Source organism: Legionella hackeliae, from assembly GCF_000953655.1.
GTDB classification, from domain to species: domain Bacteria; phylum Pseudomonadota; class Gammaproteobacteria; order Legionellales; family Legionellaceae; genus Tatlockia; species Tatlockia hackeliae.
On the sequence record NZ_LN681225.1, the window covers coordinates 877,970 to 898,680 of the forward strand.

Consider the following 20,711-nt stretch of genomic DNA (forward strand, 5'->3'; position numbering starts at 1 on the left):
TTTTTAAGTAATTCGAAATAATAGATAGCTTGTTATTTCCGTTTACAATTAGAGATTTCCAAAAGTAAATTAAGAATCAATTGGTATCTGAAACTGAAGATAGGTCTGGAGTTTCGAATGTGCAACTCCCGACGTAAACTGAATTAAACATCTAGCATTCATATCCTGGGGGCGCTTGTAGTGAAGTATCTTTTGCATCCTCGGGTTTGAAAAACTTCAGTTGCTGCTTAGAGTCCAAATGTTTTCCTATAAAAGTTACATAACAGTCTGTTTTATATATAAAACTGCAATTTTTCATCGTTTCGTCCAGTTGTTGCAACTGCTTGGTGTTTGTAAATAATCTGGCGAGTAGTTTACAGGGCTCGTCATAAAGAACTAAATAGTGGGCTGAAATACATTTTGTGGCTACAAATTTAGAAAATTGCTCCTGGCTTTTAAAAAGTTTCGCAATAATGATACAGTTTGGTTTGGGTATAGTGAGATACTGTGCTGTTAAAGGGCACAATTCGGATAGCTCGATAAATTTTTCTGCACGAGGGAATAGTTTTGCGATTGTTTCTGTAGAGCGTGCGTTTCCCACCAGTCTTGCAGAAGCGGAGCGTAAAGGTTCAGATCGTCTGGCTAAATCCAAAAACTCATCTACGTGAGTATATAAACCAGCGACTATCTCACAGACAGAGTCATGAGATAAAAATGCTTCAACAGTACCACCATTGGGGGCAAGTTCATTAAACTCTGAGGACTTTTTAAACAGTTGAATCACCTTAGAGGCATTGGGTTCATCAAACAGCATCCATTGAGAAGCACTACTGGATCCTTTGGCAAGCTCAATAAATTGTTGGGATGATTTAAAAAGGTCTATTATTTTTTTACAGGCATCATTATGTTTTACCAGACATGTTGCTGCTTCATACGACATTTTATTTAACTCAACAAACTGGCTTGCATCAGTAAATAAGGTAGCAATTGCTGAATGTTGATCCATAGATTGAGAGTCGTTATTTTCTCTTTTTAATACATACCCCACTAATTGCGGATAATTTCCTAGAGGAAGTATTGGTAAAGATAATAGAATTCTTACATGAATTTTTTTATTGAAATAAGCAGCTATTTCAATAGGCGTTAGTTTTATTTCTGAAGGGGTAGTTAATCCAGCATACGAATGGGCCAGCAATTTACTTTGCTGTAAAATCTCTTCTTCCTGGTCGGTTTTTAAGAAGCTGTTGAGTTCTGGATATTGTTTTAATTTATAATCGGAAATGATCAACGTAGATCCCTCTCATTGCCTTTTGAAGCAAGCATTTTATTTTATTCCTTATTGAATGGATAGATAATCAGTTGTGTGTTGTTATTGAGCGTATTAAAAAATATTCAACGATTATTCAAAGAATTACCTTTGTCTGAAAGGTATTTATAGATAAACTTAACTCGAAAAACATATGGTCAGTGTATTATTAAATAGATCAATAAAGGCAAGTTTTGATGAAATTAAGATCCTATAATCTTTTAACCTGGATTCCCCATCTTTTTCTTTTCTATAAAGAAAAAGTTTTCCGCAAACTTTTACCCATAATGGCAATTATTATTATTTATGCAGTTTTAATTGCTTATTTTTTTGAAAATAAGAATAAATACAATTTAGGACAATTTCATCTGATTTTTAGTTTTATTTTAACGGTGATAATAAGTTTTAGAGTAAACAGTAGTTTCTCGCGCTGGTGGGAAGGGCGTATTTTGTGGGGAGGAATTGTCAATAATTGTCGTAACCTGGGTCAAAAATTTGATATTTTTGTTGGATTAAAACAAAACCCTGAATTTTATGATCTTTTAGTTAAGTTGCCCGTGATTATTACTGCGCATTTGCGAAAGAACACGAAAGAATTGGAGACAGAGCTACTTTCCTTATGTATCCATGAACTTAACTCCCAAAATCCCGTGTTACTCGTAACAAAGCGTATGTATTTCATCATTAATGAACTACGCCAAAAAAATGTCTTACAATTTGAGCAATATTTAGCACTCGATACACACATAGTGAACTTAATTGATATGGTTGGAGGATGTGAAAGAATTGCGAACACTACTATCCCTCCTGCATTTTCTTATTTCGTTAAGCAAGCGTTATTATTTTATATCGTTATGTTCCCTTTTGGCTGGGCTGATACTTTCGGTTATTTAGTGATCGTGGTTATGGTAATGATTGTTTATATTTGGTTAGGTTTGGAGATTTTAGCAGAAGAATTAGAGGAGCCTTTTGGCGAAGGTGAAAATAATTTACCTTTGAACCTTCTTACAAAAAATATTGTACGAAATATTGAACAGATTTCAAAACCTCTCTAGATGCCCCGGACAAGCCGAGGCAGGTAGGCGACAGATGTCTTGTTGACTTGAGGGTTAGATTTTTAATGAGGCAGTCACGTAGGGTCCATCCACAGAGAAACTATCGGTTGTCTTGACTAAACTTTGCAAAAACATCGCGCCACTCACTATTCCTAAAGACCCGGGAACATAGGTTGATGGAACGTAGTTTTGTATCGCATTCACATAAATTGAAGCCATATAGCCTCCTTCGATTGCAAATAATTTATCATTTGCAAATTGTCGTGAGTATTTAAGGCCTAATTTTGCATCTAGGGCTGGAACAACTTGCACAAAGCTTTTATGCGAGATGGACTGATAATTTACAGGAATTCCTGCAGCGGCCAAAACACTTCCTGAACCAGTAGAGTTCGTAGAGGGTTGTTGGCTCCCAATGAATAAATTGCCAGCTAATAACCCCACCACATTGATATTATGCCATCCATCATATTCTCCCTCCATTCCCAAACGCATACCTGCAGCGTTATAAGTAGATTTGGTGCTTATACCAAAACGAAAAGGACCAAGAATAGGATCTGTACCTCCAAAGTTGGCAATTATTTCTTGTTCTAGCCAAAGACCACTTACCCCAGCAAAAAAACGACTTTTAAGGTTTGGACCAAAATTTAAATGCTTACCTACCTCAGCATTAAGCACATCGTATTTATTTTTTAATTGGCCGGCGGCTGAACTGACAGGTCCTGCATCTGGACCAACATTCCAGAATGGTCCTGTCATTTGTTGCTCAGGTGGGGGATTTCTATTCACGGGGAATGTTGAATCATCAGAAGTATGTAAATGCGTCCAGTAGAGATTAAAATCAGTCCCTGAATTTGCAAAAACATAGCGATAATTTAGTGTAAATCCTGGGCTAAAATCAGCATCAATTCCTTTAGGCTCCCAATCTGGGGAAAGAATAGGCGTTGTTACATCTGGGGTGAAGGGGCTAACTAAAACCGCATAATCATTACTTCCGCCTGGACGTAGAAAAACAGCCCCAGCAGTAAATTCACTTGATGCGGGCAAATTGGGAACATACACAGCAAAGTTATTGTTAACATCCCCCATTGCACCAGCATGGCTAATGGAAGTTATTAATAAATTGCAAATTGCAAAGGAAACTACTTTTTTCTTCAGCATATACACTCCATATAAACGCTAAATCTAAATTCCAAATCAATGATTTGAGACACAACACTCTAACATGAAAACGTTACAAATCAATTGTGATTATTGGCTATTCGTATGGGGTTTAAAGAAAAATGCCGCTATCAATACTTAGCTCCTAGGGCTGTTAAAGCTTTGTACTGTTTGTATCCTGTAATTTTTCTATGAACTGATCCAGCGGTGTTAACGATAATACCAAGGATAGCAATGCAGCTCCTAACCTGTCACTAATGCTTCTGGTAGCATTGCATGATTAAAATAATCAGAAATGGGCAGTGCCGACAGGGGCAACAAAAGCTATACCCCAACGAGAGGTTTGAAATTTAACCAAATGTCCAAAGGATGCAAGCAGACTAATTATACCCACCCCAAAGCCGGTCACCAAGGCAATTTCCCAGTGATATAAAGTTAAGGAACCTAAATTACCCTGGGGGCTAAGGAGAATTTTCTTTATGATCATGATACTGTAAGAATTCTGTGACTGCATCGCAGAGTGAATTTTCAGCAGCTTCTACAGTATGTTTCCTTCTTTCTTAAGAATGGTAACCTATGAAAAACCAGATTATTTGTGATTTTATTCATTTTGATGAGCATGTGGCGGCTTACGCGGCCAGGCTGCGACTTTGATAAGTCGTAATTCTAAAAAGGACAAACAAATAATTAATGAATACCCGATTGAGTTTATAAAGCGATATAGAAAATCTCTAAATGGTTTTTTTATTTTTTCCAGATTGCAGTTTATTGTTTCGTATATACAATTCCCCCATTGTTCGTCACCTTGAATTAAAATAGTGTTTGACTCATGCAAAGGAAAAAATTTGAAAATATTATTTTTAATTTGCAAAGATATTAATTTTCTATCTTTCCCGTCTGCCGTAATATAGATTTGATCAACATCATGAGGTATTTCATCAAAGCTAACATCTTTACCAGTATACTCAATATTTTTCTTCTTAGAAAAAAGTAAGGTTTTATCTTTTCTTCTATAAAGGTGTAGCCTTGTTTCAGGATTGTCTGACCATTCTTGAATTTGATTTTCTGAAAGATTGAACTCTAAAGCGAGTTGGTTTAATGCCTCAATATATTCACTTTCTGCTAATTCTTTTGAGATTCCATAAATTTCACTGACGATTATTGAAAATACTTGATATGTCAGTAAAGAGGAGGGGCACTTAGAATTCTTTCACATTTTTCCATTCACACGACTCGCTATAAAGATAAAACCTGTCTTAATCCATCGTCTAGCTTATCTAAATCTGATGCTGATAGATTACCAGCAGATTTCATTAGTCTAGATTTGTCAATAGTTCTGATTTGATCGCACACAGCTACTACCTGTTTCCCTAAACACGTAACTGCCACTGTTATAGGTGGTATAGCTTTCGCCGAGGTAGAAAGAGGGACGACCACAACAGTGCGTCGTGCTTTATTAATAGGGGTGGCACTGACTAATACACATGGCCTTTCTTTATTGATTTCTGAACCAGTTGTTGGATTTAAATTTACCCAATAAACGTCACCACGAATCATTATTTAGACCATCTCCTATGGTTATATCCCAATCTTTCATTTCCTTCTCTAAAACAGAATCTTTCTCAACTGCTAGGGCACATTCAAAGAGAGCTTTTTCGCGTTTCTCTATTTCTTTTTCAATTAATTTAGCAATAGTTTTACTGCGTTGCCGCGCAGGAATAGTGGACCTCATTCTAGATGCCAATTGATCTGACATTGATATTAGAATCTTTTCCATTCTACACCTCCAAATAATATATATTATATACAATATATAAAAAATTATACAATAATATTTTTCTTATTCCATGAAATAGTTCAATTAATATAGGGACTCCGACATTGAATGTTTATACATTTCATACTTGATTAAAATCCTCGGTTTCAATAAATACTTAATACAGTCATCTAAAGTTGCGGATGTAAGATGGGGTGATGATGGTATCAATCTTAGGTCTGATAAATTCTAAACCAGATTTGATAAGTGAAGACAGGTAATGGCTTAAAAGTGAAATTAATAGGGTTAATCCCATATACTGAAAGGTTCAATATGAAGCTTATAGACATGGGAATAAACGTTTTTAAAGACCCTGAATTTTATTAAATTTCCAATGTTAATATCGACCAAATTTTTATCTTATGCGCAATACACATAATATCTTTTTTCCGGACGACTCATAGGATGACATTCACATAATGGTAGTGCTTGCTGTGAATTTCCATCTTCTACCCAGCCCCATCCCGATGGCGCATCTTGTTTATGCAAACAGTAAAAGTGAGCTGAATTTCCGCGGACTTTGATAGTCATTCGTTTGCAAGCATTATTGCAAGAGGATGACTCTGTGTCTGATGCGTGAAGAGTAAAGTTAATAAAAAAAACAAAAATTAGTATAATTATCTTGATCATAGCAATATTGATACGAAGTAGGCTATATAGGATAAATAATGATCAATTAATAATCAAATTATCCTACTCCTTTAAACTCAGACTTTGTAGATAAAACAAAAATTTTCATATAACAATTAGTTATGCACGCAAAGCCGTAAGAATAAGATTTATCAGGCATTTCGTGAATTAGGCCGGGTAATTCAGACGGTATTTTTGCTCAATTATATCGATGATATTGAACTGAGGCGGGTTATTCATGCAGCCACTTGTGAAAGTGAAGAGTTTAATAACTTCATTGATTGGGTAGCGTTCGGACATGAGGGGACTATTGAAGATTACCTACAAGGGATCCAAAAGAAAATTATTAATTTTGGTCGCTTGGCTGCTAATGCCGTTATTCTACATGTCGTGGCCAATATGACTAATGTTATCAATGAGATGAAAACTAAAGGCTATGAAATTCGCCCCGCTCAATGGTTTATCGCCGTATCACACAGGTCATCTTAATCGATTTGGATTATTTCCTCTAACAGGAGATAGGGAAAAACTGAGTTGAATTTAAATTGAGTTAAAAATAACAAGAAACGGTCCTTTTCGTTGGGATCCCGGCCGAACCTCAAATTGTCATATAGGGAAGGTTAAAATTCACTCATTAAGTCTTATATGGACTCGACCATATTGTCAAAGAATAAACTTCATTTTGTTTAAAAGGTTAAGATTTCAGTCTTATATCCGACATCTGGAAAGACAGTGAATGCATATTAGAATCAATTTATTGCCTCCGGTACCCTAATGAACTTTGCACGCTTGCTCCTTATCTGATTACCGGCCTTGGTGGGCCCCAGACTTAATCAGGTTTTTCAAGCGTTGGTCTTACCTGTTTAACATTATGATGAATGCTCTTCGCAATTCAGTTTTGTGTATACTTATTAATTGCTTTTTTATGACATTAGGCTGATTTTTTATAGGGCTCACCTGATAACAATATTGCCATAGCAATACGTGCATTCTTATTGGCAACAGCTACAGCCGCTTTATTGAAACCACCTTGTTCTTAATTCGATTGAACCAACAGCTTCTATTATCATTTTTTTTACTACAAGTACGAGCAACAGCTCGACCACCATGAATAAGTAACTGACGCACATAAGTATCGCCGCGCTTACTAATACCTAACAAAAGCTTCTATAGCCTTGTTTAACGAAAACGCCATATTCTTTCATTAACCCTCTTATTTGATTACTCACAGCTGTACGCATTTCTAAATAGTTAGTGCGTATACGAAGCAAGCTTTGGATATCTTGTTGAACTATCGTTTTAGGTGTCACATAGGGTGTACCTGGCCAGAAAGACGCTTCCATTATCCCTTTAGAATCTCGAAAGTCATTTTTATTCCGCTGAATATAGGGCTTAACGTATTGTGGGGAAATTAGTTTGACGACATGACCAAACTCGATAAATTTTCTTGCCCAATAATTAGCACTACCGCATGCTTCCATCACAATCTCACAGCTTGCGCCGAGCTTGATAACACATCGAGTAAACTTCTCCCGACTAGTAAGACGCTTATCTAATACCTTTTGGCCTTGTTCATCAACACCATATAATTGAAAGACATCTTTTGCCAAATCAACAGCTAATCGTTTAATATTCACCTTGGACTCCTCCATTTTTCAGCACTTTCTTGGGCGCCGTACTAGAGTGGGCGAGTCCATTTCATTTGATTAATTCTAAAACTTGGCTCTAATATAAAAAATCGATTTTTCCTTATACTAAATTTAAATATTGAAAGTGGGAGCTATACTGAAAGGCGAAAACTGTAAAACTGAAAGAAATCCTAAAGTTTTAAGAAATTTATATTAGGAGTGTTTCTTCAACAGATTGCTTCGCTTACGAACGCTGCTCCACCTTTTATTACAGATGATCCCATGCCTGTTGAATAGAAGCACTGGCAATTCTATTTATTCTCTACAATGGATAAATCTGAAATTTATCGCCAAGCAAATATTCCTTCATTAACAATTAATTACGGTGCGATTTCTAATCTTGAAGTGAGCTTAACAACCGGTTTACTTTATCAAAAACAATTTATTCATGCAGAGGATACAGAAGAACCTTCTTTGCTAAGAGGATACGGTTTTACTGATATAAATTTAACTCTTAAATAAGCCCTGGTTAAAGAAACAAATAAATTTCCCCAGATTGCTTTTGCGCCAATTGTGAGTTTTCCAACAGGGAATCCTAAAAAAGGATTGGGTAATGGTAGAAGTATTAATACTTATCCAATCTGGATTCAAAAGTCTTTTGGTGATTGGACCACGTATGGTGGTGGTGGCTATGTTCAAAATCTAGCTCCAAATACAAAGAATTTTTACTTTGAGGGTTGGGTGCTGAAATTTTTAATCAAACAGGTAATCTTGTTACTGGTAAACAAACCACATTAACTACCCTGGGTGGAAGTTATAATTTTAAATCTAATTTAAGTTTCCTATTCAGTTTAGGCCATCAAATAGCAGGCGAAAGACATCTTATGAGTTATCTTGTTTATATTATGAAATTTAAAAATCTCTGGAATATTGCAACTCTCAATAAATTAGTTAACTATTATATTTAATGCCAACATCCAATGAGAAGGGTTAATTTCATCTGAAGCAGAGATAAATCCATGTTTACCTAATGAACAAAATTCTAATCTCGGTCATCAATTACATTAATGCTTCTTCATAAATAGAAGTAACTTAAGGATTCAAGTTAGAATTAACGATTGGGAAAACACGGTATCTACTTTAAAAGAGTTAGAAGATTTAGTTTGGGGATTTTAATTTATTTATGGATGCGTCAACGTTTTAACCAGTTGTTGATGAATCTTGTCAGGTACGAACAAGATTCATCTAACATTCAATTTGATCTAATAATTCAATCTGCTCATTTAAATTAATAACCTGATTCTGCCAATAAACTGGTGTATTAAACCATGGAAAGCTCAAAGTAAATGCTGGATCAGCCCAGCGTTTTGCGAGCCATCCTTGATAATGCAGCATGCGTAGCGTGCGTAAAACTTCAATTAAATGGCGTTCGCGTGGGTTAAAATCATGAAATTCACAGTAACCCTGTAGAATCTTCGTCAATTGTATATCCATTTGCTTGGGTTCACCTGAAAGCAACATCCAAAGATCCTGTATCGCAGGGCCCATAAGACAATCGTCTAGGTCCACAATATGAGGTCCTGAAGAGCTCCATAGCACATTTCCTGCATGACAATCGCCATGTAAGCGTATTTGCTTAATGGGGCCTATACATTCGAATATCTGATTGATTTTTTGTAAGGCTGTTTCGACAGTGTTACAAAAATTAGGTTTTAAATATTCTGGAATAAAATTTTGTTCAATCAGGAATTGATAGGGTTCATGGCCATAGCTTTGAGTATTTAATTGAATGCGATGTTGAAATTTTTTGCACGAGCTGACTCCATGTAGGCGCCCTATAAAACGCCCCATCCATGTCAATTGTTCGTCATTGTCCAATTCTAGTGCGCGGCCGCCGCGTTTCGGAAAGAGGGCAAAACTGAAATCACTATAATGATGTAAGGTTTTATTGTCTATTATTAAAGGCGCAATAATGGGTATTTCTTCCTCTACTAATTCAAATGAGAATTGATGTTCTTCTAAAATAGCTGCTGAGCTCCAGCGATGAGGTCTATAAAATTTAGCGATGAGAGGCTCAGCATCTTCAATCCCTATTTGATAAACACGATTTTCATAACTATTAAGTCCGAGCAGACTGCCAGTACAAAGAAAACCCAGGCTTTCAATAGCATCTAAAATGACGTTAGGGTCAAGTAGTTCATAGGGGGTTTGATATTGGTGATTCAAATGTGGGATCCTTGATGACAAGTAGGGGGATTCATTATACAGCCAGTATATCGTGTAATTTAAAATTTAGTATAAATTCAATTTCCTCTGGTTAACCCTTCAATCATATAGATGCCTTAATTCAAGGATGTGAAATCAATTTAAATAGAACGGAAAAATATAAAAATGTTCCATTTTATAACCAATAGAGTAGTACATTTTATTTATAATCTGACTCCCTACATACAATAATTGCACTAATAAGTTGGAATCCACCGATGGGGTTTTCATTTTTCCTTAAGGTTTAAGTAATCTTCTTCGTGATAAAATCGCTCTCTATTTGTTAACTAATGAGTCAATATTTGTTATGAAGCCACAATTTAAAGCTATCCAATCTAAAAAAACATTGGACACAGAGAACCCAGAGAACAAAAAAAACAAAGACTATTGGGAAGAATACAATGATGAAAACCCGGTAGGTAATTACGAGAACGGAAAAGTTATTCGTTCTAGCAGTTATTCGCAAATATTCTTTAAACAATTTATGTTAGATGTTTATTTAAAGAAGGACTCTAAAATTTTACAGTTTGGTGCCTCTACAGGTTGTTTCTTGGAGGAGTACAGAACGAAATATCCAGTTATGGGGTATGATTATAGTGACCAGGCTATTAAAATGTTAAAAAGTAAACAGTTACCTTGCCGGCAAGTAAATTTAAATGATGTAGCTAATGTTAATAAGTGCATGGATCTGGATGTTGATGGCAATTTACCCACTAATTTCATAGCCATAAGAATATTCCAGTACTTGGATGATAAGGCATTAGGCGCACTTATATTTACACTTCTAAAACGTGCCGCTCCTGATTCACGGTTTATTCTTGTTAACTCAATAGGTAACTCTCCTGCAGATGGGCATGGATTAACAAAGAACTATATCGCGTCATTTTTTGGGGCAAGAACAGATACGAAAATTATGTTAATGAGTGAAACACCAAAGAAAACAGTTACCACAACTGATATGCATAACGATGATGAGGTCTTAGTCGTGCAAAAACTATAAATTTAAGCATTGGCAAGTTAATTTTTTGTAGTTTAGAGCAAAATTATTCGCTTGAATAGAAGACAAAATGTACTTAATCTGTCTGGATAACAGAAGGTCATGATGTTTAAGGTACTAAAATTCTGTCTATCAAAAACTAAAATCTAATAAATCAAGGGGGTGACAATCATTGGAACAAAGGTATTCTCTAAGGATTAAGTTTCTTGTTTTACAGTTTTAGCTGCCCACTTTCTCGGATAGGTTTCATTATTTCATCCATTTTAGGATTGGCGGTTAAGGCCTCGCGAATTTTGCGAAAATCGCAACAGCTTGGTTTGGCAAAGGCCTTGAGAATGTCATCGGCATTCTCATTGTAATTGTTGTCTTTGTTTTCAGCTATTTTTCTTTTGATTTCAATAATAGCGTTACTTATATTGTCTTCTTTTGAGGGGTCGATATTCGCCACTATGTCTCGTATGGTCTTTATAATGGCTGGAACGGTTCCATTAGGATGTCTCAACAAATCATCATTCTTTAATACCGCATAGACCGCGAAAATATTTTCTTCTCTTTCATTCAGAGGTATCTTCATGATGCTAATAGTGACTTTATTTTTATTGGGTATTGAGGGACTTTCTTGTTTATTATCAGTACCATTCTTAATAAAGCTATTGTCAAACTTGGAGAGGACTATTCTGTCTGGTTCCCCCATTTCATTTTTTGCAATTTCTTTTGCAGCATGTTCCCAATGTTCAATTCTTTTTTCGTCCATATTTTCGGGATTTTCAAGTGCCTTGGTCTTGATGAAGTCTAACGCATTATTAATAACTTGTTCCCTATCCATCGTGTGAGTACAACCAATAAAATTATCCAGACAAATTTGTTTTGCTATATCAAATTGTAAATGTTTATTTTTAGAAAACTGTAATATAGCTAAAACAAGAAGCGTTTTTTGCTCAGGACTCTCCGCTTTATTAAAGAGAGAAAAATAATAATTTGATGTTTTGGCTAATAAATTTTTTGCTTTATTCAAAAAAGCAAATGTTGGTGGTTTATTTTTTGTCACATGACTTTTTAGAACAGCATTGATTGAAATTTCATCGAGCTCATAACGACTAGTAATTGGTTGTTGTTGGAATTGAGTGAGTAGAAGGTGCATTTGTTGGGAGATAGAGAATTTTTCCATGTTAGGAATATTAGTAAGTGATCTTAAGTGTTTAGGAATGGTTGATGGTTCAAAAAAATAGGGGAAGATGTTTTTATAGGTCTCTAAAGGAAATGTAATATTTAATACGTCAAGTTGTGGAAAATCAATTTTGAGAATTGGCGGGTTTAAACCATGATGGACATGCATTAATGCGACTACCGTTTCAGCAAAGCTACCCGTGCCACGTTGTAGAGGTTGGGTATTCCCAATCAACCACGATAATTCGGCCAGTCTCTTATAAAAGCCTGTAAGCTTCTCTTGATAGCTAGAATAGTCTCCTGCAGGAGATAAATCCATAGACCAGATTTCTGCAAATAAATTTTCAATATTAGGCCAGGTATCATTTAATGATGCCATTCCATGTCGCCATTGCAAGTTGGGTTTTGCTTGAAAATCCTCAGGAGTTCCACTAAAAATAGATTTAGTCTCCTCAATGTTATTAACTTGAAGATCATCATAAAATAGCCCATAACTGACCGAGTAATCATTTTTATTTACTCTTACGTTATTTGAGGAATAAAACACATTTCGAATAAGAGGTAATGCAAATGAATACTGCGCTCGAACAGGTGTTCCATAATCATTAGAGTCTCGTAACTGACCTACCTCCTTCTCTCGTCCCGTCTGTAAAAGCAGATCAGATACTTTTTCAAGAGCCACAGCAGCTAATTGTGATTTACCGCTAGAGGGTAAAAGGGTGTTAAAAGGTGGTCTGCTTGGTGTAACCTGTGTTGAATTAGATAATAAGTTATTGAGCTTATAAACTAATTCCATGCGTTTAGCACCAAATTGGATATCATCATAAATGCTTCCTGCTGTTTTTCCATAAATCTGTTTAAGTTTATCAGTATGTTGCGGTTTAACATAACGTGAAAAACAGGGTGCAGCGCCACAATATTTAGTTTTAACCTCCGCATAAACTTCTTTAATGGTTTGTAGATGGGGATGATCTTTAGGAATAGAGGTAACTAATTTATCAATTTTGTCGAAAGATGTTGATGAAAATAAAAATAAAAATTGATATTTCATGGTATCTTTTACTTTTTGGGTATCATAGGATTTTATTTCAGATAAATTAAAACTTTCGATTGCTGCAAGTTGATAATTATTTTTAAATAGAGCAAGCAAAATTTCACCATTCTCTTTCAGTTTTAATTTTGTAAAATTACCTGTCTTTAGCGCATTTATTTTATCCTTAGAACTTATTGTTCTTAAATCCTGAATGCGTTTTATTACTTCGTCATTGAGCTCTAAATTTTCCATAACAACTGAAATACATTTATAGGCTTGATTGGAATAAAGCGTATTAATTGTAGAGAAAATTTGATCCAGGCTCATATTTTCCATGTTCTTTAGCCAAATTTTGCTGAATATCCTAGGACTGTCTTCTGAGATAGCCAATGTTTCCCAATCATCCATTGATTGAGCGAATATTGGAAATTCTCGGAGTGATTGGAAGGATATGACACTATCATTTTGTACTAGAGTTGCCATTAAATGCCAAAAAGAGGATTTATAACTTTGCAAAAATGCAAATTCGGGTGCTTTCGTATAATCGACTTGATTTTCATTTAAAAAGTTTAAAATAAGATCTAAACATTTTTTAAAAGCAGGACCATTTTTATCAGGGAAACCTAATACAGAATAGCTATACAGCATCGCATCAAGATTTTTTTGCAGAAACTCACTATAAACCGAGAATGACTCTGGATTGATTTTTTTTTGAAAATCGTTAATAACCTTAAAAACTGTATCAGGATATTCCATCAATAAACGATGGAATATCTCCTCAGGTAACTTGTAAACATCAAGAGACAAACCTTGATTCGAAAGGTTATCTAAAATCTGAACTGCCTTACCAAAGGAATGACGATTTTCATTAATTTTAGGGGCAGCGAGAAGACTCGTAATCACTTCGGAAAATTCATTGATATCGCTAATTTTGTTATCATTTAAAAGACCGTTACACTGTTCAACATCAAGATTCATAATGGCGGTGTAAAGCAAGGGATTCGATGCTGAAGGGTTATGCATTATTTTTTCCTGAGAACCTATTCATATCTTAGTATAGTTGCTTAGTGTGAGCATTGAATGCAAACAACAAGACCTTTAAAAGCATCCGAGGGTAAGACGAGTTTTCATGTCAAAAAGGGGCTAATTCCTCTTTGCCAACTTCGCTATAGTTTTCATTCAATTGATTTATACAACTTATAAGAAAGTTACAAGCAGAGTCTGCTGTGCCAGGTTTATCTTCAACAGCTAAACTATTTGAATGGAAAAGATCGAGGGCAAAAAATTCGATTATCTCTTTACTCATCGTATTGTTAAATTGCGAGAAGCATTTTTGGGCGTTTTCCATACAATATTGAATTTCTTCAGGACAAATTCTTCTTACCTGATTTAATTGAGACGTTTGAAAGAAGATAAAATCTTTAGCAATTTTGTTGGGAATGGCAGATTCTTTGGAAGTATCAATTTTAGAGGAAAAGGAGTCAAACGATTCCATTTTATCTTTAAGACTTTGAGCAAAAAAGCTAAATAGAAATGCTGAAAATAAATTTGCTTCGTTGGGAAAACGGGTTTGAAAGGATTCAATATCTTTTTTAGCAATAGCCAATCTATGAAGCAAATTTGGAATGTCAATATCGTCCGCTTCGTCTAAATTTTTATTAAACAAATAATGTAATTGACATCTAAAGTTATAAAAGCTTGTTCCCTGATGCAATAGATTGAGATATTTTTTCTTTGCAAGACATAGCACTTCCAGAGCTTTTTGTGAGGCGTCTTTTGCCTTAGTATCATTTGGGTTATCGAAAGATTGTCCGAGTGCTTCTCGTGCAGCATCATGGGCTTTTTTTAATTCAGTATCTTTAAAATCTTGGGCTTCTAAAAATAAAATCTGACCCTGTAGAAGATCAAAAGAAGAAATATCTTGTTTAGGTTTAACTAAAATCAGATTATTTTCTTTACAAAATAACTTAAATTGTTCCTCAAAATTTTCAGTAGATTTACTCTTATATTTCGCTATAAAAAGTTTAATTTGTTCTATAAGCTTTTCATTCATAAACAGAATTTATTAAAGATCCTTCTACCTGTTCACTATACTTTACGAATTAAAGTAAGTAAATGCTCCCCAGTCGAACTTTGGTTTTTCATTCTAAAAAAGGGCTTATTCGAATAAATAAGCCCTTTTTTATTGGTTAGATCACATCGGAACAATTTGGTAGTGATTATCCAAGCCCATTTGCTCTTCCAGTTGTGATTTGAGATTAATAAGATCTAGGGTTCTTACTTCCCATAATGCCTTCATGGCAACTAAATCCGCGCTCACGTGCCTCAACAGGACGTCCCGCTGCACGGGCCACGGCCCGGTGAGCCACTCAGCCGGTCGGGCACGCACCGGCCCGAAGCACGTGCCTTTATATATAGCAAACTCAGAACCTAACTTGGAATCACCGCTAAACCAATATTCGTCTCTATCAGTAGTCCAAATGTAGAATTTTCTCGTTGATATTGGCTGTGAGATAAAATCAGGAACAGGATCGAATGGCTCCTTAGAGCAGTATTCATCAACAATATGCATAGGTAGTCGTTTTTGTGCGCTACCAACACCTTCTCGCAACTGATTATCAATGGCATCCCAATTCTTAACCCCTGGCTCGTTCATCGAATTTACTTGCGTTTGCAGCTCTTTAATGAGGGTATTTTCGAAATCAAAATGCTTTTCAGTGATTATTTTTCCATTAAGCTTATAAGTAACTCCGTCGGTGTTGACTTTGTTGTATTGAGCAATCAATATTTGGAATGTCTTTTTACCTTCTTCATTCTTAGGTACGCGCCTAATCATTCTTCCCCACATGTGTTTATCCAGGGCCCAAAGTGCATATTCAAAGGCACTTATGTTCTCAAATTCTCGCCCAGAACAATCCGTTACTTTGCCTCTTTTAAACATTAAACTTATATCCTCTGTTAATATTGAGTGAACTGCATAATGCTCACCACGCACCACGTGATTAAGTAGCTTACGAACATTAATCATGGGTTTAAACAAAGCTAAATGATATTTTGATGTCTGAGCCAAGTTCACTAAATCACTGGTTGATAAATTTTGTGCGGTTTCGAGTTTAAGCGCTTCTGGTAATTCATTAAACGTCTCGAATTTGGGTTGCATGTTTATGGCAACCTCTTGGCTTCGCTCCTCTTTCGTTTTTCTGACCCTATCTCCTGCTTTGAAGAGTCGTAGCTTTGTCTTGGAGGGTAAGGCGCTATCATCAAAAGAGGGTTTATTATTCCTATTAGCTTTAAGCCAACTGTTTGCATACTCCATTTTAATTAAACAGTTAGCCATCATTATTGTTGAGTCATCATGATAAAGCTCCAGGGTTAAAGTGTTCTCCCTAAAATTTGCTAGTGTCAGCCGCTCTATAGGGAAATTTGCCATCTCTTCTGGAGTGTAAGAGGAGTTTTCTTTATTATCATTGTATTGTAGAAATTCTGTAGCTGCATCGCAGAGAGAATTTACAGCAGCTTTTACAGTATGTTTCCTTCTTTTGCTCCCTGTCTCCTTGATCCCTTTTTGATAAGGGTATCGTTTGGCATCCATTTCTGTGGCTTTTTCATAACCAAAACCGTATTGTTTTTGGTGCTCTTTAATTTCTAGATTAATATGGTTAAGAAATTTTTTACTTAAGGCAGAGACGACACTATTGTCTTTTGGATTTAAGCCTAGCTGCTCACTTGTTCTTTCAATTTTATCCTCTAGATCGTTTATGAGATCTGCCTGAAGCTCATCAATCTCTTGTTGAGATTCAGTTTTGGTATTTCTTAAAAGGCGCAAACTAAAACTTGTATCGAGAAGGAAATTCATGAAGCTATCTTTAAGGTCTTTATTTTCCACTAGAGATAGCTTTTCTATAAAGGCCTTATCGAAGGGAGCAAGAGGAATCTGGTTTTTCTCCATTGATGAAGCCAGGACCTTGCTATAGATTATAGAATCTTCATCCAACTTTTTGTAAAAATTCAATGTTTTTTGGATTGCCACACGTAATATTGGATGTCTAGGTATTATTCCAAACGCATCATTATTCCCGTAAATTTCATACTTCTCTTCATAAGGCAATCCAAAGTTTTTTTTAAATTTTTCTGTCTCTGCCAAACCGATATAAAAATTCCCGATGATTCCAAACTCCGGTTTATCTGCAGTCAAAAGTTGAGAGCTAATTTTAGCTCTCAACTCAGTGTCCAGGTAATAACCGCCAAAATAATACAAACCGCAATAACGGATTAAATCACTAACGGATGCTAGATTTCTATGTCCAATTGCCTCACGAAAGACATTAATAATAAATTGATTCGTTTCATCATCAGGGAAGATAGGATCAGTTTTTAGCAGTTCCAGTAATTCATAAATCGATTTTACTTCAACATTAAAATTTTTAGCATTGATGTCAATCCCTAAAGTTGCTGCTGAATTATTTTTTGCTGTGTCTTGACTTCTAAGTCTTGAGGCAGCTGAAAACTTTTTTTCTTTATATATCGAGGTTGCTAAATTAATCTGTTCAAGTGTTTTTTGAATATATTTTTCATCATCTGTCCATAGAATCGTTTTGAAGCCAGAGTTACGGCTGGTGGTTGATAACTCGCAAATTTGAGTTAAGTCATCTGCAGGGATTGGCCCACCTGCCCAGATATATTGAAAAAGTGATGGTATAGGCTGTATGGTTTCTGAACGTGCTTTCAAGGGTATTCTCCAATCATGAATATGATTAAATATTAAACAAATCGATTAATTATTTAAAAAGAAACTTTTAGATGGGTGGAATTCCTATCGGGAATAGCAGGTAAACAATTCCTCAATGAGGCTTTGGTTAATCTACAATGAACGTGGTTTGAGTTTTCTACTCAGTTAGTTAGATAATACCGGCTAAGGAGCAAGATTTTGGGTCTGATATATTAAAAGGAATGTTATGCAACTGAATGGGAAACCAGACAAAGATTCTGACATAGGTCATAACGAATCTTGGCATACTCTTGAAATTACAGCGGTAGCCCAATATCTTAACGTTAATCTGTCTAATGGGCTTACACAGCGAGAAGCAGCGAGAAGATTAGCATTAATTGGATTTAATCGACTGAAAGGGAAATCGTCACGAGCACCAGTCTTGCTTTTTCTGAACCAGTTTAAAAGCGCTTTAATTCTCATTCTTTTTGGAGCAGCAGCATTAGCTGCATTAGTAGGAAACTTCAAGGATGCTGGCGTAATCCTTGTGATAGTCATTATAAATGCCTTCGTTGGTTTCTATCAGGAATACCGAGCAGAACAAAGTCTAGCTGCTTTACGAAAGATGCTTCCATCGCGAACCAATGTTCGGCGTGATTGTAAGAAATATACTATTGATGCAGAAGAAGTGGTACCTGGTGACATAGTATTATTGGAAGCTGGTGACAAACTTCCGGCTGATGGCAGACTGGTGCTTGCTGCTAATTTCGATGTGGATGAGTCAAGCTTAACTGGTGAATCCCAACCAGTTAGCAAACAGGTAAACCCCATGTGCGCAACTGATCTTCCAGTAGCCGATCGCTTGAATATGGCTTTCATGAATACGATAGTCACTCGCGGGAGGGCTGAACTTCTCGTTACGGCAACTGGAATGCGAACCGAGATGGGCAAATTATCGCAGCAATTAGCATCGACACTAGAAAGTCTAAGTCCGCTACAAATTCAGTTAGAGAAGCTCGGTAAGCGTTTAGGGGGGATTGCTTTACTGCTGATTAGTCTCCTATTTATATTTCAATTATTTCAAGGTGTGAGCCTCACACATGCTATTATCGATGCCATTGCGCTTGCCGTCGCCGCAATGCCAGAAGGTCTACCTGTGGTGGTGACGGTAACCCTGGCTTTGGGTATGTATCAGATGGCAAAACAACGTGCGATCGTCAAGCGTCTGGCTAGTGTTGAGAGTCTGGGCTGCACAACAGTTATCTGCTCTGATAAGACTGGAACCCTTACCCTTAACCAAATGACTGTTCGTGAGTTATTCTACCTGGGTCGGCTGTTTAAAGTTACTGGCGAAGGCTATAGTACTGCAGGTGCTGTCTTTCAAGAAAAAAATAATCACTTGATGCCAGATATGCGGCCAATTTTGGTGCCCCTGGTTTCTTGTAATGATAGTCATGTAGAGAATGGCACAGTCATCGGCGACCCGACTGAAGCTGCTTTGCTAATATTTGCGGCAAAAGCGGGGCTTCCACGTGAACCTATACTGGCTGAGTACCCTCGCATTGCGGAGATACCTTTCGATTCAACCTATAAATTCATGGCCACGTTTCATCGTCTTGGAGAAAATATTCGGATCTTTGTGAAAGGAGCACCTGATGTTCTTCTCACTCGCTGTAAACATTTTATAAATAAGGATGAGCAACATGATTTATTAGAAAGTAGGCACAAAGAAGAAATAGAAGATCAATACCGCATTATGGCATCCCGTGGGCTTCGATGTTTACTCATAGCATCGCATACCCTCGATGCCAAAAAATTTGAAGTATCAGATAATTTATTGATTTGGATAAATGATCTCACTTTTTTAGGTCTGATTGGACTTCAGGATCCTCCTCGTCCAGAGGCAAAGCAAGCTATCTCGCAATGTAAAGCAGCCGGAATCGCTGTTAAAATGATTACAGGAGATCATCAGGATACGGGGGTAGCTATCGCACGTGAACTTGGTTTACAAGGTGAGGCTATCTCTGGCGTAGAGTTCGATCGACTTGATGAGGAACAGCTTGCTAAAATCATCAATGGTGTTGCCGTATTTGCGCGAGTTTCACCCGCTCATAAAGTGAAAATTGTTCAAGCGCTGCAGAGTCAGGGGCATGTAGTTGCGATGACAGGTGATGGTGTTAATGATGCACCTGCTTTGAAAATTGCAGATATTGGCGTGGCGATGGGTGTTACTGGTACTGCGGTGGCTAAAGAAGCTTCAGCTATGGTTCTCACAGACGATAACTTCTCTACAATTGTTGTTGCAGTCAAACAGGGAAGAGTGCTTTACGACAATATTCTCAAATTTATCCGTTTTCAACTCTCCACCACCATGGGAGCTATTCTAACTGTATTTTGTGCGCCTTTCCTGGGGCTACCGGAACCGTTCAATCCTATCCAGATTTTGTGGGTTGCGCTCATCATGGATGGACCACCAGCAGTCTCTCTGGCACTGGATGCGCCTCGGGCAGGAATTATGAGAGATTCTCCACGTCATCGTTCGGAGCCTATATTGCCATGGTCGCGGATAATTCGTATCTTTTCTTTCGGTTTAACAATGATGATTGGTACGCTTGGAGTGCTGTTCTATGCAGTGAGCAATTACAGCGAGCGGAGTGCCTTGACATTAACATTTACTACCTTTGTATTGTTCCAGTTTTTTAATATTTTTAATGCTCGTGTTGAAAAGGGCTCGGCCTTTGTTAAAGGCTTTTTCAAAAATCGAATGTTATGGTTATCACTCACCGCTGTTGTCATTCTACAGATTTTGGTAGTGCATTGGACACTGGCCCAATCTATTTTTGGGACAACTCATTTGACTCTTGCCCAGTGGGCGATGGCGATTGGCGTCGCTTCAACGATATTGATTTTTGATGAAAGTCGTAAAGGCGTAGTCCGGTGGTTTGTTAAAAGTGGTCAATAGGAAATAA

13 protein-coding genes and 2 pseudogenes are annotated in these 20,711 nt (G+C 36.6%); 6 read left to right on the forward strand and 9 right to left on the reverse strand.

The window, feature by feature from the left end; genetic code table 11:
• Nucleotides 1–151: 151 nt before the first annotated feature.
• Nucleotides 152–1,267 carry a hypothetical protein gene (locus LHA_RS04025; RefSeq protein WP_045105394.1) on the reverse strand — a complete coding sequence of 372 codons (1,116 nt, stop codon included), beginning with the start codon at nucleotides 1,265–1,267 and terminating at the stop codon, nucleotides 152–154.
• A gap of 215 nt (nucleotides 1,268–1,482) precedes the next feature.
• Here LHA_RS04025 and LHA_RS04030 point away from each other — a divergent pair, with 215 nt between their 5' ends.
• Entirely contained in the window at nucleotides 1,483–2,340 is an 858-nt protein-coding gene (locus LHA_RS04030; RefSeq protein WP_045105395.1) for a bestrophin family protein, read from the forward strand.
• A 54-nt stretch (nucleotides 2,341–2,394) separates the two neighbouring features.
• Here the strand turns inward: LHA_RS04030 and LHA_RS04035 are convergent, their stop codons facing one another.
• The 3 genes from LHA_RS04035 to LHA_RS04055 form a co-directional block, all read right to left on the reverse strand.
• Nucleotides 2,395–3,498 carry an Lpg1974 family pore-forming outer membrane protein gene (locus tag LHA_RS04035; protein WP_045105396.1) on the reverse strand — a complete coding sequence of 368 codons (1,104 nt, stop codon included), beginning with the start codon at nucleotides 3,496–3,498 and terminating at the stop codon, nucleotides 2,395–2,397.
• Between the two features lie 1,236 nt (nucleotides 3,499–4,734).
• Nucleotides 4,735–5,055 (reverse strand): type II toxin-antitoxin system PemK/MazF family toxin, encoded by a 321-nt coding sequence (locus LHA_RS04050; RefSeq protein WP_045105399.1) that lies wholly within the window; start codon nucleotides 5,053–5,055, stop codon nucleotides 4,735–4,737.
• Nucleotides 5,042–5,275: a hypothetical protein gene (locus LHA_RS04055; protein ID WP_045105400.1), complete on the reverse strand. Its 234-nt coding sequence runs from the start codon at nucleotides 5,273–5,275 to the stop codon at nucleotides 5,042–5,044. Before LHA_RS04055 ends, LHA_RS04050 begins: the two co-directional genes overlap by 14 nt.
• Before the next feature lie 801 nt (nucleotides 5,276–6,076).
• On the opposite strand from LHA_RS04055, the pseudogene LHA_RS04060 reads away from it, so the two are divergent.
• Nucleotides 6,077–6,433, forward strand: a pseudogene (locus LHA_RS04060) (Tn3 family transposase); the annotation flags it as partial.
• A gap of 442 nt (nucleotides 6,434–6,875) precedes the next feature.
• Here the strand turns inward: LHA_RS04060 and LHA_RS04065 are convergent.
• Nucleotides 6,876–7,581: pseudogene (locus LHA_RS04065) on the reverse strand (IS110 family transposase).
• Nucleotides 7,582–7,899: 318 nt separating this feature from the next.
• Here LHA_RS04065 and LHA_RS15930 point away from each other — a divergent pair.
• A complete protein-coding gene (locus LHA_RS15930) occupies nucleotides 7,900–8,094 on the forward strand; it encodes a hypothetical protein (protein ID WP_052673579.1) in 195 nt (64 codons plus the stop codon).
• Nucleotides 8,095–8,145: 51 nt separating this feature from the next.
• Nucleotides 8,146–8,370: a hypothetical protein gene (locus LHA_RS16885; protein ID WP_156413572.1), complete on the forward strand. Its 225-nt coding sequence runs from the start codon at nucleotides 8,146–8,148 to the stop codon at nucleotides 8,368–8,370.
• Nucleotides 8,371–8,817: 447 nt separating this feature from the next.
• Here LHA_RS16885 and LHA_RS04075 read toward each other — a convergent pair whose 3' ends face one another.
• Nucleotides 8,818–9,798, reverse strand: coding sequence for a serine/threonine protein kinase (locus LHA_RS04075; protein ID WP_045105402.1), 981 nt, complete (start codon nucleotides 9,796–9,798; stop codon nucleotides 8,818–8,820).
• Nucleotides 9,799–10,144: 346 nt separating this feature from the next.
• On the opposite strand from LHA_RS04075, the gene LHA_RS04080 reads away from it, so the two are divergent.
• Nucleotides 10,145–10,837 carry an SAM-dependent methyltransferase gene (locus LHA_RS04080; protein ID WP_045105403.1) on the forward strand — a complete coding sequence of 231 codons (693 nt, stop codon included), beginning with the start codon at nucleotides 10,145–10,147 and terminating at the stop codon, nucleotides 10,835–10,837.
• A 208-nt stretch (nucleotides 10,838–11,045) separates the two neighbouring features.
• On the opposite strand, the gene LHA_RS17245 is transcribed toward LHA_RS04080, so the two are convergent.
• The 3 genes from LHA_RS17245 to LHA_RS04095 all read right to left on the reverse strand — a co-directional run bounded on the left by LHA_RS17245 (nucleotide 11,046) and on the right by LHA_RS04095 (nucleotide 16,194).
• Nucleotides 11,046–14,057 carry a hypothetical protein gene (locus LHA_RS17245; protein ID WP_052673581.1) on the reverse strand — a complete coding sequence of 1,004 codons (3,012 nt, stop codon included), beginning with the start codon at nucleotides 14,055–14,057 and terminating at the stop codon, nucleotides 11,046–11,048.
• Between the two features lie 109 nt (nucleotides 14,058–14,166).
• Nucleotides 14,167–15,087 (reverse strand): hypothetical protein, encoded by a 921-nt coding sequence (locus LHA_RS04090; protein WP_045105404.1) that lies wholly within the window; start codon nucleotides 15,085–15,087, stop codon nucleotides 14,167–14,169.
• A gap of 141 nt (nucleotides 15,088–15,228) precedes the next feature.
• Complete coding sequence (locus tag LHA_RS04095; RefSeq protein ID WP_045107388.1) at nucleotides 15,229–16,194, reverse strand: hypothetical protein; 966 nt, start codon at nucleotides 16,192–16,194, stop codon at nucleotides 15,229–15,231.
• 1,795 nt (nucleotides 16,195–17,989) lie between these two features.
• Between LHA_RS04095 and LHA_RS04100 the strand changes: the two genes are divergently transcribed.
• Entirely contained in the window at nucleotides 17,990–20,704 is a 2,715-nt protein-coding gene (locus LHA_RS04100) for a calcium-translocating P-type ATPase, PMCA-type (RefSeq protein ID WP_045105405.1), read from the forward strand.
• Nucleotides 20,705–20,711: the final 7 nt, after the last annotated feature.